Annotated in this window: 12 protein-coding genes; 5 read left to right on the top strand and 7 right to left on the bottom strand. The window is 67.6% G+C overall.

The annotated features are described in order from the left end of the window. Positions 1–40: 40 nt before the first annotated feature. The 6 genes from ALI144C_RS10915 to ALI144C_RS10890 are packed head-to-tail and all read right to left on the bottom strand — an operon-like array spanning position 41 to position 7,534. Positions 41–1,579 (bottom strand): amidase, encoded by a 1,539-nt coding sequence (locus ALI144C_RS10915; RefSeq protein ID WP_076986937.1) that lies wholly within the window; start codon positions 1,577–1,579, stop codon positions 41–43. Between the two features lie 50 nt (positions 1,580–1,629). Next, positions 1,630–2,655 (bottom strand): ABC transporter ATP-binding protein, encoded by a 1,026-nt coding sequence (locus ALI144C_RS10910; RefSeq protein ID WP_076986936.1) that lies wholly within the window; start codon positions 2,653–2,655, stop codon positions 1,630–1,632. Between the two features lie 7 nt (positions 2,656–2,662). Continuing rightward, a complete protein-coding gene (locus ALI144C_RS10905; protein ID WP_076986935.1) occupies positions 2,663–3,679 on the bottom strand; it encodes an ABC transporter ATP-binding protein in 1,017 nt (338 codons plus the stop codon). Further along, positions 3,676–4,659: an ABC transporter permease gene (locus tag ALI144C_RS10900; RefSeq protein WP_076986934.1), complete on the bottom strand. Its 984-nt coding sequence runs from the start codon at positions 4,657–4,659 to the stop codon at positions 3,676–3,678. The genes ALI144C_RS10905 and ALI144C_RS10900 overlap by 4 nt, the downstream gene beginning before the upstream one ends. Positions 4,660–4,718: 59 nt before the next feature. Continuing rightward, complete coding sequence (locus ALI144C_RS10895) at positions 4,719–6,488, bottom strand: ABC transporter substrate-binding protein (protein ID WP_076986933.1); 1,770 nt, start codon at positions 6,486–6,488, stop codon at positions 4,719–4,721. A gap of 35 nt (positions 6,489–6,523) precedes the next feature. Then, positions 6,524–7,534: an ABC transporter permease gene (locus tag ALI144C_RS10890; RefSeq protein ID WP_202818921.1), complete on the bottom strand. Its 1,011-nt coding sequence runs from the start codon at positions 7,532–7,534 to the stop codon at positions 6,524–6,526. A 322-nt stretch (positions 7,535–7,856) separates the two neighbouring features. Between ALI144C_RS10890 and ALI144C_RS10885 the strand changes: the two genes are divergently transcribed. The 3 genes from ALI144C_RS10885 to ALI144C_RS10875 all read left to right on the top strand — a co-directional run bounded on the left by ALI144C_RS10885 (position 7,857) and on the right by ALI144C_RS10875 (position 12,142). Beyond that, on the top strand, positions 7,857–9,836 hold the full coding sequence (locus ALI144C_RS10885; RefSeq protein WP_076986932.1) for an amino acid transporter: 1,980 nt from the start codon (positions 7,857–7,859) through the stop codon (positions 9,834–9,836). A gap of 293 nt (positions 9,837–10,129) precedes the next feature. Continuing rightward, positions 10,130–10,723 (top strand): TIGR03086 family metal-binding protein, encoded by a 594-nt coding sequence (locus ALI144C_RS10880; protein ID WP_076987069.1) that lies wholly within the window; start codon positions 10,130–10,132, stop codon positions 10,721–10,723. Positions 10,724–10,753: 30 nt separating this feature from the next. Beyond that, a complete protein-coding gene (locus tag ALI144C_RS10875; RefSeq protein ID WP_076986931.1) occupies positions 10,754–12,142 on the top strand; it encodes a hypothetical protein in 1,389 nt (462 codons plus the stop codon). A gap of 57 nt (positions 12,143–12,199) precedes the next feature. On the opposite strand, the gene ALI144C_RS10870 is transcribed toward ALI144C_RS10875, so the two are convergent. Beyond that, the gene (locus ALI144C_RS10870) at positions 12,200–12,868 is read right to left on the bottom strand and encodes an LppU/SCO3897 family protein (protein ID WP_076986930.1); all 669 of its coding nucleotides are present in this window, start codon (positions 12,866–12,868) and stop codon (positions 12,200–12,202) included. A 234-nt stretch (positions 12,869–13,102) separates the two neighbouring features. Here ALI144C_RS10870 and ALI144C_RS10865 point away from each other — a divergent pair, with 234 nt between their 5' ends. Further along, positions 13,103–14,233, top strand: coding sequence for a metallophosphoesterase (locus ALI144C_RS10865; protein ID WP_330359579.1), 1,131 nt, complete (start codon positions 13,103–13,105; stop codon positions 14,231–14,233). After that, a complete protein-coding gene (locus ALI144C_RS10860; protein ID WP_076986929.1) occupies positions 14,230–15,141 on the top strand; it encodes a cobalamin-binding protein in 912 nt (303 codons plus the stop codon). The genes ALI144C_RS10865 and ALI144C_RS10860 overlap by 4 nt, the downstream gene beginning before the upstream one ends. The last annotated feature ends 17 nt before the right edge of the window (positions 15,142–15,158 follow it).

Here is a 15,158-nt window from a genome sequence, read left to right as displayed (position 1 = left end):
ACAGCGTAGCGACAGCACTTGCCGTCGGATCATCACCGGTTCAGCCGATGGTCGGGATGAACCGGGGAGCCTTGCGCGCGTCGGCCGCTCGTTCGAAAGCCGCTCCCAATGCGAGGACTTTCGCGTCCGACCAGCGGCCCGCGAAGAACGACACACCGATCGGCAGCGGCCCCGCGAACCCCGCCGGAACCGAGATGTTCGGGTAGCCGGACACCGCCGCCGGTCCCGACGAGCCGAGCACGAACGCGTCACCAGCGGCGTAGTCGGTCTTCCACGCCGGGCTGTTCGTCGGTGCCATGATCGCGTCGAGCCGGTGTGTGGCCAGGGTTTCGTCGATCGAGCGGCGGGCGAGCGTGGTCGCCGTGGTGCGCTGCTTGACGTACGTGGGATCCGTGGTCGGTGGGGCGACCGCTGCCTGCTCGAAGATCTCCTGGCCGAACTTGGACAGTTCCACGGGATCCTGCCGGTTGAACGCGATCAGCTCGTCGAACGTGTCCGGCCCGCCGGGGCGTTTGGCCAGGTAGGCCTGTAGGTCGCGCTTGAACTCCGTGACCAGTGCCGCGAACTCGTTCTGCCCGATCTCGTTCTGGAACGGCAGGTCGACATCGACCACGGTCGCACCGCGCGCCCGCAACGTCCGCACCGCGTCCGACACGACCCGGTCGACAGCTGTGTCCGCTCCGGACAATCGCCAGACACCGATCCTTGCTCCCCGCAACGCATCCGGCTTCAACGACGCCGCGTAGTCACGTGGCTGGTTCGCCGGGATGTCCCCGGTCGCGGCGTCCGACGGGTCACGGCCCTGGATGACCGCCAGCGTGATCGCCGAGTCGACGACGTGCCTGGTCATCGGGCCCGCGGTGTCCTGCTCCGCCGAGATCGGCACCACGCCGGACCGGCTGACGAGGCCCAGTGTCGGTTTGTGCCCGACGATCCCGTTCGCACCGGACGGGCACACGATCGACCCGTCCGTCTCGGTCCCGATCGCCACCTGTGCCAGGCTCGCGGCGATCGCCGCTCCGGAGCCGGACGACGAGCCGCACGGATTCCGGTCCAGCACGAAGGGATTCGCGGTCTGCCCGCCGACACCCGACCAGCCCGACGACGAGCGGGTCGAGCGGAAGTTCGCCCACTCCGACAGGTTGACCTTGCCGAGGACCACCGCGCCGCCCCGGTAGAGCCGGTCGACCAGATGCGCGTCGGCGGCGGGCTTGGACCGCAACGCCCGCGACCCCGCCGTCGTCGGCATCGCCCGGGTGTCGACATTGTCCTTCAGCAGCACGGGAATGCCGTCGAGCGGGCCCAGCTCGCGGCCCGCACGCCTGCGTGCGTCACTGGCCGCGGCCTCGGCGACGGCGCGGTCGTTGAGCACCAGGACCGAACGGATCTTCCCGTCGACCGCCTTGATCCGGTTCAGGTAGGCCTTGGTCAGGGCGACGGCCGTCAGCCGCCCTCGGTCCATCTGGCGCTGCAGATCCGGGATGGTCGACCCGTCGAGATCCACCGACGACGAGGCCGACGCTGGTACCGGTCCGGCGACCAGCGCGGCCGTGGCGAGCAGTACAAGTGGCAGGCGCATACGAGCACCCCACTCCCCCTGGCCTGATCGGGTCAACCCGACCTTCGTCGCTACTCAGGCATCACCTGGCGCGCCTCGGGGAAGTGGCACGCCGCCCTGTGCCCCTCGGTCGCGCCGCTGAGCTGCACCAACGGCGGTTCCTCCGAGGCGCAGATGTCCTGGGCCTTCCAGCAGCGGGTGCGGAACCGGCAGCCGGACGGCGGGTTGATCGGCGACGGCACGTCACCGGTCAGCCTGATCCGCTCCCGGTGCTTCTCGCTGTCGGGATCCGCGTCCGGCACCGACGAGAGCAACGCGTGGGTGTACGGGTGGTGCGGGTTGTTGTAGAGGTCGGCGCGGTCGGCGATCTCGACGATCTTGCCGAGGTACATCACCGCGATGCGCTGCGAGAAGTGCCGGACCACCGCGAGGTCGTGCGCGATGAAGACGAACGCGATGCCCAGTTCCCGCTGCAGCCGCTGCAGCAGGTTCACCACCTGCGCCTGGATCGAGACGTCCAAGGCGGACACCGGCTCGTCGGCGACGATCAGCTTGGGCTGCAACGCCAGCGCGCGGGCGATCCCGATCCGTTGCCGCTGGCCGCCCGAGAACTCGTGCGGGTAGCGGTTGTAGTGCTCGGGGTTCAGGCCGACGGTCTCCAGCAGTTCCTGGACGCGCTTCTGCCTGCCGCCCGGCGGGTTGATCCCGTTGACCTCCATCGGCCCCGCGATGATCGACCCGACCGTGTGCCGCGGGTTCAGCGACGAGTACGGGTCCTGGAAGATCATCTGGATCTCGGTCCGGATGGGTGCCAGCTGCTTGCGCGTGGCGTGCGTGATGTCCTTGCCGTCGTATGTGATCGAGCCGCCGGTGGGTTCGAGCAGCCGGGCGATCAGCCGCCCGGTCGTCGACTTGCCGCAGCCGGACTCGCCGACCAGGCCGAACGACTCGCCTTCGTGCACGGTCAGGTCGATCCCGTCGACCGCCTGCACCACACCGGCTTTGCGGCTGAACAGGCCGGTCGCGCGGACGGGGAAGTGCATCTGGAGCCCACTCGCGGTGAGCAGTTCTTTGGTGGGAGCAGCTACTTCGGTCATGTGTCGTTCAGCCCAGTCGTTGCAGCTCGTCGGTACGGATGAGCTTCTTGTCCGCCGCGGCGAGGTGGCACGCGGACCCGTGCCCGTCCGCGGGTGCCAGGAGCGGCCGTTCGGTGGTGCACCGGCTGTCCGGCACGCGGTCGCGGTAGTCGCAACGCGGGTTGAACGGGCAGCCGGTCGGCGGATCGATCAGGCTGGGTGGCGTGCCGCGGACGGGCACAAGCGGCACGTCCACATCGCCACCCAGGTGCGGGATCGACGACAGCAGGCCCCAGCTGTACGGGTGTTCCGGGGTCTTGAGCACTTCGCGGACGGTTCCGCGTTCCACCGCGCGGCCCGCGTACATCACGAGCACGTCGTCGGCCATCTGCGCGACCACGCCCATGTCGTGGGTGATCAGGATGATCGCCGTCTCGAACTCGGACTGCAGTTCCCGCAGCAGGTCCAGGATCTGGGCCTGCACGGTGACGTCCAGCGCGGTGGTCGGCTCGTCGGCGATCAGCAGCGCCGGGTCGCAGCACAACGCGATCGCGATCATCGCGCGCTGCCGCATACCGCCGGAGAACTCGTGCGGGTACTGCTTGGCACGGCGCTCGGGCTGCGGGATGCCGACCTTCTTGAGCATCTCGACCGCGCGGGCCCACGCCTTCTTCTTGGTGGCACCCGTGTGCCTGCGGTAGGTCTCGGCGATCTGCTCGCCGACCGTGTAGTACGGCGACAGCGAGGTCAGCGGGTCCTGGAAGATCATCGAGATGCCGTTGCCACGCAGTTTCTGCATGGCCTTCTCGCTCGCCCCGACCAACTGCTGGTCGTTGAACCGGATCTCGCCGCCGATCGTGGTGGTCTTCGGGTTGTGCAGACCGAGGATCGCCAGGTTCGACACGCTCTTGCCGGAGCCGGACTCGCCGACGATGCCCAGCGTCTTGCCCTTGGCGAGATCGAACGACAGCCCGTCGACGGCCTTGACCACGCCGTCTTCCGTGGAGAAGTGGACCTTGAGGTCGCGTACGGACAGGATGGTCATGCGGTCACCTTGATTCGCGGGTCGATGGCGGCGTACACCACGTCGACGATGATGTTGGCGACCACGACCGCCGACGAGGCCAGCATCACCACGCCCATCATCATCGGCAGGTCGGACGCGAGCACCGAGTTCACCGCCAACTGGCCGACACCGACCAGGCTGAACGACGTCTCGGTGATGATCGCGCCCGCGAACAGGGTCGCGATGTCCAGGCCGAGGATCGTCGCGATCGGGGTCATCGCGCCGCGGAAGGCGTGCTTGACGTACACCTCGCGCGTGCTCAGACCCTTGGCCCTGACCGTGCGGATGAAGTCCTCGTTGAGCACGTCCACCATGGACGATCGCGTCAACCGCGCGTAGTAGGCGGTGTGGATCAACGCGAGGCAGATCCACGGCAGGATCAACCCGCCCGCCCAGTCCAGCGGACTGTCGAAGAACGAGACGTAGTGCGGCCGCGGCAGCAGGTCCGAGCTGTACACGAAGATGTACAGGAAGAACGGGGCCAGGACGTAGATCTGCATGGACCCGCCGACGAGGGCGAAACCCATGGCGATCTTGTCGGCGGCTTTGCCCTTGCGCAGCGCGGCCAGCATGCCGAGGCCGACGCCGAAGATCAGGAACAGCACGACCGCGCCGATGGCCAGCGACAGCGTGACCGGCAGGCGGTCGACGACCGTGTCGAACACCGGCTGACGGTTGACGAACGAATAGCCGAAGCACGGCGCCTCGCACATCTTGTCGCCGATCATGCGACCGCCGAAGATCCCGCCGAGATAGGTCAGGTATTGCTGCCAGATCGGTTGGTCGAGGCCGAGGCCGCGCTTGATCTCGTCGATCAACGCGGGCGTACAGGACTTTCCGCAGGACAGTGCCGCGACCTCGTTGCCGGGTACGGCGAAGAAGAGCAGGAACGTGATGGCGCTGATCACCAAAAGGATCAGCAGCGCACCGATCACCCTGCGGACAAGGAAGGCCAGCATCGAACGGGCTTCTCCAACGGGGAGGGGGACGGGCCTCGCGGCCCGTCCCCCTTACGGTGTCAGGACTTCAGGAACAGGTTGGTCAGGTTCATCACGGTGTGGACGTCGAACGACGCGCCACCCACGTTGGTGCCGAACATGAGCTGCCTGCGGGGGTACACGTACGGCACCGCGGGCACGCTCTCCATGATCTTCTTGTCCAGCTTGTTGAACTCAGCGCCCTGCTCGGTCGAGTCCGTGATCTTGAGGATCCGGTCGATGTCGGCGTTGACGTCCGCGTTGTTGAAGTGGGTGTTGTTCGGCCTGCCGTCGGCGACCTTGCGGCCGTCGAACAGCTCCGGGTACACCGTGACGCCGGTCGGCCAGTCGGCCGCCCACGCGGACCAGTAGAAGTCCAGGTTGTTGTTGATCTTGTCGCGGGTGTCGTTGAAGGTCTTGGGCTGCATCGGGATCTTCTCGACCTTGAACCCGGCCTTGGTCAGGCCCTCCGCGATCGCCAGCGCTTCCTTCTCGCTGGTCGGCGTCTGGTTGTAGCCCAGCGAGATCGAGTAGCCGAGCTTGCCAGCGTCGGTCAGGATCTTCTTGGCCTTCTCCGGGTCGCCCTTCGGGTCGACGTCGGTGACACCGGGCAGGTCGTACTTCTTCCAGCCCAGCGTGCTCGGCGAGCCGAGGGTGGTCGCGAAGTCGCCCTGGTACGGGCCGCCCTTCTGCAGCCGCGCCTGCTCCTTGGGGAACGCGACCAGCAGCGCCTTGCGGACGTTGAGGTCGGTGACGCGGGTGGTGTTGATCGCGTACAGGTCGACCTGGGCGGTCGGCTTGTCGATGATCTGCTGCTTGATCTTCGGGTCGTTCATGACCTGCTCGAAGCGCTCAGGTGCGACGGCCTGGTAGATGCTGGCGCTGTTCTTGTCGTCACCCGCCGACGCGGCCAGCCGGTCGGTCACCTCGCCGACCTGCGGGCCGAACTGGAAGGTGAAGCTGTCGACGTACTGGTGGCGGATCGAGTCGGTCGACGGGTCCCAGTTCTCGTTGCGGACCAGCTTGAGGCTCTTGTCCGGCTCGTGCGAGCCGATCTTGTACGGACCGGACGTGATCGGAGCCTGGTCCATCGCCTCCTTGGTGTCCTTGGCCTGCGGCACCGGGGCGGTCGCGCCGAGCGCGGCCGCGAACGGGAAGTCCGGTCGCGGCTGGGAGAACTTGAAGATGATGGTCTTGTCGCCCTGGACCTCGACCTTGTCGTTGGAGAGCTCGCCGCCCTCGTACGGACCCGGGTAGACCTTGGCGAAGTTCTCGCTGTCGGCCAGCCAGGTCTGGATGTACGGGAAGCCGCGGGCGTACAGCGTCGAGAACGACCGGGCCACGGCGTACTTGACGTCCTTGGCGACGATCGGCGTGCCGTCGGAGTACTTGATCCCGTCCTTGAGGGTGTACTTCCACGTCTTGCCGCCGTCGGTGGACTCACCGGCGTTGGTGGCGAGGTCGCCGACCAGCGTGGTCTTGTCGCCCTCGATGCGGTAGTGGGTCAGCCGGCGGGAGATCATCTCGAGCACGGTGTTGTCCGGCGAGGACTGCGACACGGCGGGGTCGTAGTGGGCCAGGTCCTGGCGCCACAGGATGTTGACGTTGCCGCCCTTGCGCGAGTCCTTGATCTCCGGCGCCGGGCCCTTGGACAGCGAGCCGTCCTTGTCGATCGACACCTTGGCGACCTCGGCCTGTGCCCGGTTGGGGTCACTGCCGGCGTTCTGGCCACCCGCACTGCACCCGGACGCGATCAAGACCGCGCTCGTGGCGAATGCGGACGCCACGAGGATCGGTTTGCGTTTCAACATTCATCTCCCTGTTCTCGATGCACCCGGTACCCGGTTCAGCGGTGCGACTTCGGATCGAGCGCGTCCCTCACGGAGTCCCCCAGCAGGTTGAACGCGAGGACGAAGATCAGCAGCGCCAGACCGGGGAACACCAGGTAGGTCGGCACGGTCTGGATGTAGTCGCCGCCGGTGTGGATCATCCGGCCCCAGTCGGGGGTCGGCTCGACCATGCCGACGCCGAGGTAGGACAGCGCGGCCTCGGTGGTGACCATGGCGGGCACGTCCAGGGTGACCACGACGAGGATCGGCGTGACGAGGTTGGGCAGCAGCTCCTTGAGCACGATCCGGCGCGAGCTGGCACCGGACACGCGGGCGGCGTCGATGAACTCGCGTTCACGCAGCGAGAGCACCTGGCCGCGCAGCAGCCGGGCCGCCCTGGTCCAGCCGAACACCGACAGCACGAGGATCAGCGCGGTGGCCCGTAGCCAGGCAGGCGCCTCCTTGCCCGGGGCGATGAACAGCGCCAGCGCGATCGGCGTGAACGCCAGGAAGAACAGGGTCGACGGGATCGCCAGCAGCGTGTCGATCACCCGGCCGATGAAGTAGTCGGCCTTGCCACCGAGGTAACCGGCGGTGATGCCGATGATCACGCCGATCGCGGTGACGATGAAGACCACGACGAGCGCGATCAGCAGCGAGGTCCGGATGCCGTAGACCAGCTGCATGAGCACGTCCCGGCCGAGCTTGGGCTCGAGGCCGAGCCAGAATTCGCCGTCGATGCCCCCGTTGGGCTTCATGGGAATTCCGGTGTCGCTGAGCAGGCCCGGCCGCTCGAGGCCGTACTGCGTGTCCGGGTCTTTTCCGTAGAGCAGCGAGATCAGCGGCGCGCCGAGGCCGACCAGGAAGAAGAAAAGAACGACACAGCCGGAGATCACTCCGGTCTTGTCCCTGCGGAAACGACGCCATGCCAGCTGTCCTGGCGACCTGCCGACCGGGGGTTTGCTCCTACCAGTCGGGACAGACGAAGCGTCTGCCGTCGTCAGCTCGGCCTGAACCAGGTCGGCCACGTGCCCCCCGATATCCATTAAGTCGAAAGATTCGGCGGAAATTTACGGCCCGCCCCTTGGCATCGTCAAGCGACCCGGCCACGGGCGTCAAGTCACGAACGGGCCACGATTGTTCGATTCGAGGGAAATAGCCCGGACAGTACCCGATCGAGCACAGTCGGTGTCCAAATTGGCGCGACCCATACACGCGTTCGCATGCTTCCGGCTCGTTCACACCGGCTTCGTCCACTGTGAACGGACGACCTGAGAACAGGCGGCGAGCGCCCGTACGGCATCCTGACGCGGCCAGCGACCGTGGATCCCCAGCCAGGAGAAACGCCACATGACCAGCGATTTCGAGTACGCGATCCCGGCGAAGGTGGCAAGTCCGGCAGCCGAGACGCGACCGAAGAAACCCCTCGGCCGATGGCTGCTGGAACACCGGGTCGGCCCGGTCGGCCCGGAAAGCGGCGAAAATCACGCCAAACCACAGGCGTGGTGGAAGGTGATGTGCCTGACAGGCGTCGACTACTTCTCCACCTTGTCCTATTTGCCCGCTATCGCCGCGCTGGCGGCAGGCGCGCTCTCGCCGCTGGCCACACTGCTGATCGTGGCGCTGACCCTGCTGGGCATGCTGCCGATGTACCGCAGGGTGGCGCGGGAAAGCCCGAACGGCCAGGGCTCCGTCGCGATGCTCGAGGACCTGCTGCCGTTCTGGCGCGGCAAGATCTTCGTCCTCGTCCTGCTCGGTTTCGTTGCCACGTCCTGGATCGTGACCATCACCCTGTCCTCGGCCGACGCCACGGTGCACCTGCTCGAGAACCCGATCTCCCCCGGTTTCCTGCACGGCCAGGAGGTCCTGGTCACATCCGTGCTGCTGCTGGTGCTCGGCGGCGTGTTCCTGCTCGGCTTCAGCGAGGCGGTCGGCGTCGCCATCCCGCTCGTCGCGATCTTCCTCGGGCTCAACGCGGTGATCACGGGCTTCGGCCTTGTCGACGTGTTCTCGCACCCGGAGTGGATGTCGCGCTGGGTCGAGCGGCTGACCGAGGGCGGCAGCGGCTTCTTCGACATCGCAGGGCCCGCCGTGCTGGCGTTCCCCATGCTGGTGCTGGGGCTTTCCGGCTTCGAGACCGGCGTGAGCATGATGCCGCTGGTCGCCGCGAAGGGCGAAACGCCGCGGGAGCAGCTCGAATCGCGGATCCGCAACACCCGCAAGCTGCTCACCGTCGCCGCGCTGATCATGTCGGTGTACCTGGTGGCGACCAGTTTCATCACCACCGTGTTGATCCCGGCGGAGAAGTTCCAGCCGGGTGGCGAGGCCAACGGCCGCGCCTTGGCGTACCTCGCGCACGAGCAGCTCGGTGAGGTGTTCGGCACGGTCTACGACGTCAGCAGCATCCTGATCCTGTGGTTCGCGGGCGCGTCGGCGATGGCCGGCCTGATCAACATCGTGCCGCGTTACCTGCCGTCCTACGGCATGGCGCCGGACTGGGGCCGCGCGGTCCGCCCGGTCGTGATCGTCTACACGGTGATCAGTATCCTGATCACGATCGTGTTCGGCGCGGACGTGAACGCGCAGGCGGGCGCGTACGCGACGGGCATTCTGGCGATGATGGTCTCCGGTGCGTTCGCGGTGACGATCTCCGCGCTCAAGAAACGGCAGGGTCTGGCCACCGCCGGGTTCACCGTGCTGACGCTGGTGCTGTTGTACGCACTGGTCGAGAACGTCATCGAGAAACCCGATGGCATCGCGATTTCGGCCGCGTTCATCGCCGGAATCGTGATCGTCTCGCTGGTGTCCAGGGTGACGCGCACCACTGAACTGCGCGCTGACCACATCGAATTCGACGACACCGCCCGCGGATTCGTCACGGATTCTCTCGCGCACAACGGCCAGCTCGACATCATCGCCAACAAGAAACAGGCCGGGGACAACGCCGAGTACCTGGCCAAAGAACACGAACAACGCGGGCTCAATCGGGTGCCCGGCGCCTCGGACGTGATTTTCCTCGAGATCGAGGTCACCGACCCGTCCGAATTCAGCGGTGTGCTGCACGTGCACGGCGTCGAGATCGGCGGCCACCGGATCCTGCGGGTGCAGAGCACCGCGGTGCCCAACGCCATCGCGGCGATCCTGCTGGCGCTGCGCGACTCGACCGGTGTGCTGCCGCACTGCTACTTCGAGTGGTCGGAGGGCAGCCCGCTGGGGCACCTGTTCCGCTACCTGATCCTCGGGCAGGGCGACACTCCCCCGGTCGTCCGGGAGATCCTGCGCACGGCCGAACCCGAGACCGCCCGCAGGCCACGCGTCCACGTCGGCTGACCGAGCCGGCCGGGTCACTCCCGGGGTCAGTCCCCCGGAGGTGCGGTTGCTTCCTCAGGTGCGGGCTGCGCGGGCGCCTCGGCGGCGTCCTGGGTGTCGGCTGCCGCGCTGACGCTCTGTTGTGGCTGACCGTCCGCGAAATGCTCGCGGCAGCGGCGTGCGAATCGCCTGGAATGACTTGTCATCGCGACCTCGTCATGGCTCTCTCCTCCCCGGCATGCCCATGATTACCCTTCGGGCGCGGGAGTCACACTGTCTATCTACCGACACACGTTTTGGTTACGGTCATGCCCGTGAACGCCATCGCCGACCGCTATCGCAGGCACGCCGATTCCTTCGAACGCACCGTGGCGGCCGCACGGCCGGACCAGTGGAACGATCCGTCACCGTGTGCGAAGTGGACGGCACGTGACGTGGTCGATCACGTCATCATGATGCACGGCGCCATGCTCACGCCACTCGACCGGACACTGACGCCACCGCCCGCCGACGCGCTCGGCGCCTTCCGCGCGGCGCGTGCGGACGTGACGGCCCTGCTCGACGATCCCGAAGCCGCGGCGACCGAGTGCCGCACACCCACCGGGACGATGACGGCGGCCCAGCACGTCGACCAGGTCCTCACCGACGACCTGATCCTGCACGGCTGGGACCTGGCCATGGCACTCGGCCGCGACGCGACGATGGACCAGGCCGAGGTCGAGCGGCTGTGGGCGGCGAACACCGCCGTCCCGGCCGAGACGATGGCCCAGTTCCGCACGCCGGGGGCGTTCGGCCCCGGCATCGAGGTCTTCGGCCCCGAGGTGCCGGTGGACGCGAGCGCCTCGCTGCAGGACCGGCTTCTGGGGTTCATCGGCCGTGACCCGCGCTGGACGCGTCGATCACCGTGAGTTGACACGCGTGTGGCTACTGTTCACGCCATGGTCCGGTTTGTCCCGCTCCTGCTCTGCCTTGTCCTGATCGGAGTGATGCTCGTGGGCGAGTCGCCCGCCGTGCCATCGACACCGGCGAGCGCCATCGGCCCGCTGCGGCGCAGCGTGGACAACCCGAGGTACTTCGCGACACCCGACGGCCGCCCGGTGCTGCTGACCGGCGCACACACCTGGCAGAACCTCCAGGACACGGGCCCGTCGAACCCGCCACCCGCCTTCGACTACCCGGGCTACCTGGACTTCCTGCAACGCAACAACCACAACTTCTTCCGGCTGTGGACCTGGGAACAGGCGCGGTACTCCAACGAGATCCGCAGTGACGACTACTTCACCGCGCCCATGCCGTATGTGCGGACCGGCAGCGCGGACAGGCAACCGAAGTTCGACCTCGACGCGTTCGACCCCGACTACTTCGCGCGGATGCGGGACCGGGTCGGGCAGGCAGGCAAGCGCGGGATCTACGTCTCGGTGATGCTGTTCAACGGCTGGAGCATCGAATCCTGCAAGGGGCAGTTCTGCGAGAACAACCCGTGGCGCGGTCACCCGTTCAACAAGGACAACAACGTCAACGGGATCGACGGCGACCTGAACGGCAACAACAGCGGCGAGGAAACGCACACGCTGGCCGTCCCCGCGGTCACCGCGCGCCAGGAGGCCTACGCGCGCAAGGTCGTCGACACGGTCGGCGACCTGGACAACGTCCTGTACGAGATCTCCAACGAATCCCCCGGTGCCTCGGTTCAGTGGCAGTACCACATGATCGAGGTCGTCCGGGCGTACGAACGCAGCCGCGGCAAGGTTCACCCGATCGGAATGACGTCGGCGTACCCCGGCGGCGACAACACCGACCTGCGCTCGTCCCCCGCCGACTGGATCTCCCCGAACGGCGACATCGACAACCCGCCGGTCAACGACGGGACCAAGGTCGTGCTGTCGGACACCGACCACCTGTGCGGCCTGTGCGGCGACAGCACGTGGCCGTGGCGGTCGTTCATCCGCGGCGAGAACCCGATCTACATGGACCCGTACGACGGCGCGTACGGCATCGGTGGCCAGATGGACGACAGCACCCAGGTCTCGATCAGGGCCAACCTCGGCAACGTCCGGGCATGGGCGGCCTCGATGGACCTCAGGACGGCCAAGCCGCAGCCGGAATTGTGCTCGACCGGGTACTGCCTCGCCGGTTCACGGGAGTTCCTGGTGTTCACCCCGGGAAAGCAGTTCACCATCAGCGTCACGCCGGGCGCGTACGAGGGGCAGTGGTTCGACCCGAAGACGAACCGGACCACGGCCGTGTCGGATCTGCGGGCGGACCCCGGTACGCAGTTCACGCCGCCGTTCAGCGGCCCCGCCGTGTTGTACCTCAAACAACGCTGACGCCCTCCGGTGGCTTCACCGGAGGGCGTCAGCTGGCAGTGGTTCTTGCTGGCTCGCTTACTCGGCTGGGCCGACGCAGTAAACGGTCTTCGGCTCGGGGAACAACACCGGGCCGGTCTCCTTCGGGCACTGCGACTCCTCAGCCGAAGGGCCGGAGATGACCTTCACGATCTTCACGACGTTGCTGTCACCCTTCGCCGACGCGCAGTCGACCTTCGGGTAGTCGACGGTCGCCTCGTCGGCCTTGCGGCAGTCACCCTCGCCCCACTTGGGCATCAGGCAGAGCTTCGTGTCCGGGCCGCGGCCGGTCAGCGTGAACTCGTCGTACTTCTCGGTCGCACCACACGAGTCCGACGTCTTGCCAAGCGCCTTGCCGACGACGTGCGTGACCTCGGCCGAGTCGCAGCCGACCGTCTTGTAGTCCGGCTTCGACTTGGTGCCCGACACCTTGGCGCACTCACCGGCCTTGGCCTGCGCCGCGTCGTTGGAGAAGTAGCTGAAGGCGTAGATGCCACCACCGATCACGATCAGCACGATGAGGCTGATCGCCCACTTGGGGAAGCCCTTCTTTTTCGGCTCCGGAGGCGGCAACGGGGCACCGGGCTGTCCGGGCGGCGGGAACTGCGCGCCTGGCTGGCCGGACGGCGGCGGCAACGGCGCGCCCTGCCCGGGAGGTGGCATCATCGGCGCGGGCTGGCCAGGCTGGGCGTTCGGATCATTGGTCATACGGACAGTTCCCCTCTTGTCGGCGCCAGGACCCCCCTGGGCGGTTGTAGCGAGCGAACAGTAGACCAACCGGATACGGCGCCGTCACCGGGGTGACTGTCCGAATGCGATAGTCGAGTGTCCATACCTTCCCGGACTCGAACGCGTTAAGAATCGGTGTCGCGGTCACCGCAGGTGAGAGCCGCCGACGGCGACGGTCACCCGCTGACTCCCCACGCGGATATCGTTGTCATCGTGCGAAGAATCGTCCGGATACTGGTCCTGGTCGCCCTGTTGTCGGTCATGTTCGGGGTGCCGTGGCTGACCTTGTTCGGACCGGGGCCGGACTGGCCCGGCGCCGTGACCGCGGTGGGGACCGTGTTGTTCGTCGCCGCACTCGTGTCGTTCCCGGTGATGATGTACCTGGGCCACAGCAGGCACGGCCGGGACTGGGCGGCACGGATCGGGGACACGACCCTCGGCGCGATCTGGGTCCTGCTGTGCTGGTCCGTGCTCGGCCAACTGCTCGGCGTCGTCCTGCTCGGTGTGGCGGACCCGCTGCGGTCCCGGATCGTCGCCGGATTCGTCGCCGTCGCCGCGGTGGGCCTGCTGGCGTGGGGTTTCCACGAGGCGACGCGGCTCCCGCGGATCAGGCACACCGATGTCCCGATCCGCGGCCTGGGTGGCGATCTGGCCGACACGAAGATCGTCGTCATCTCGGACACGCACTACGGCCCGCTTGACCGGGCGCGCTGGTCCGCAGCGGTCGCGGACGCGGTGAACGCGCTCGACCCGGACATCGTCTGCCACGTCGGTGACGTCGCCGACGGCTCGCCTGCCCGCCGCAAGGACCAAGCCGCTCCGCTGGGCACCGTTCGCGCCCGGCTGGCGAAGGCCTACATCACCGGCAACCACGAGTACTTCAGCGAAGCGCAGGCCTGGCTGGACCACATGGCCGATCTCGGCTGGGAACCCCTGCACAACCGGCACATCGTCGTCGAACGCGGCTCGGCCCGGCTCGTGCTGGCGGGTGTGGACGACGCGACCGCGAAGGCCTCCGGCGTGGACGGTCACGGCGCCGACCTCGTCGCCGCGCTGGACGGCGCGGACCCGGACCTGCCGGTCGTTCTGCTCGCGCACCAGCCCAAGCAGATCAGGCAGGCCGTCGACCGGGTGGACCTGCAGATATCCGGCCACACCCACGGCGGCCAGATCTGGCCGTTCCACTACCTGGTCCGGCTCGACCAAGGCGCGGTGCACGGCCTGTCCCGGCACGGTTCGCGGACCATGCTGTACACCACGCGCGGCACCGGGTTCTGGGGTCCGCCGTTCCGGATCTTCGCGCCGAGCGAGATCACCGTCATCACGTTGCGGGCGGCCGGATGAGGATCGTCTCGCTGCTGCCCGCCGCCACCGACATCGTGCACGTCCTCGGCCGGACACCGGATCTGGTCGGCCGGACGCACGAGTGCGACTGGCCGCGCGAGGTCGCCGCCGTGCCGGTCGTGACCGCGAGCGGCGTGGACAATTCGTTGACCAGCAAGGAGAATTTCGCGGCTGTCGGCGGTGCTCACCACGGTTCGTCGCTGTACGGGCTGGACACCGGTCTGCTGGCCGAACTGTCGCCGGATCTCGTGCTGACGCAGGACTTGTGCGACGTGTGCGCACTGTCGTACCGCCAGGTGTCGGACGCCGTGCGGGTACTGGACGTCGGCCCGCGGGTGGTCAGCCTCGAACCACGGACTGTCGACGAGATCCTGGCGTGCGTCGCTCAGGTCGGTGAGATCCTGGGTGTCGCCTACGTCGCCGCCGAGCAGGTCCAGTCCCTGCGTGCACGGCTGGAGCACCTGCGTGCGCGGGTCGCCGGGCGGCCGAGACCGCGGGTGGCCGCGATCGAGTGGCTGGACCCGGTGTGGCCCGCCGGTCATTGGGTTCCCGAGCAGATCACCCACGCCGGTGGCGTTCCGCTGCTCGCCTCCCCCGGTGAGCACACCAGTCCGGTCGAGTGGCAGGTGGTGGTGGACGCCCAGCCTGACGTGCTGCTTGTGCTGCCGTGCGGTTTCCCGCCGGAGCGGACCAGGGCCGAGATGCACGCGCTGACCGGCCGACCGGGGTGGGCCGACATCCCCGCCGTGCGGGACGGTGCCGTGTGGGTCCTGGACGGGCCCGCCTACTTCAACCGGCCGGGTCCCCGGGTCGTGCGCGGCGCCGAGATCATCTCCGCTCTGCTGCACGACACGGATATCGGCTGGTCAGCGGGCACGCGCGAAAAGTGTCGGTGGCCGGGTGCATGATGCTCCCAGCAACAGTC

The sequence above is a fragment of the Actinosynnema sp. ALI-1.44 genome, from assembly GCF_001984155.1.
GTDB lineage: Bacteria > Actinomycetota > Actinomycetes > Mycobacteriales > Pseudonocardiaceae > Kibdelosporangium.
Note: the sequence above shows the minus strand (reverse complement) of the source record. Positions and strands in the feature narration are given on the sequence as shown.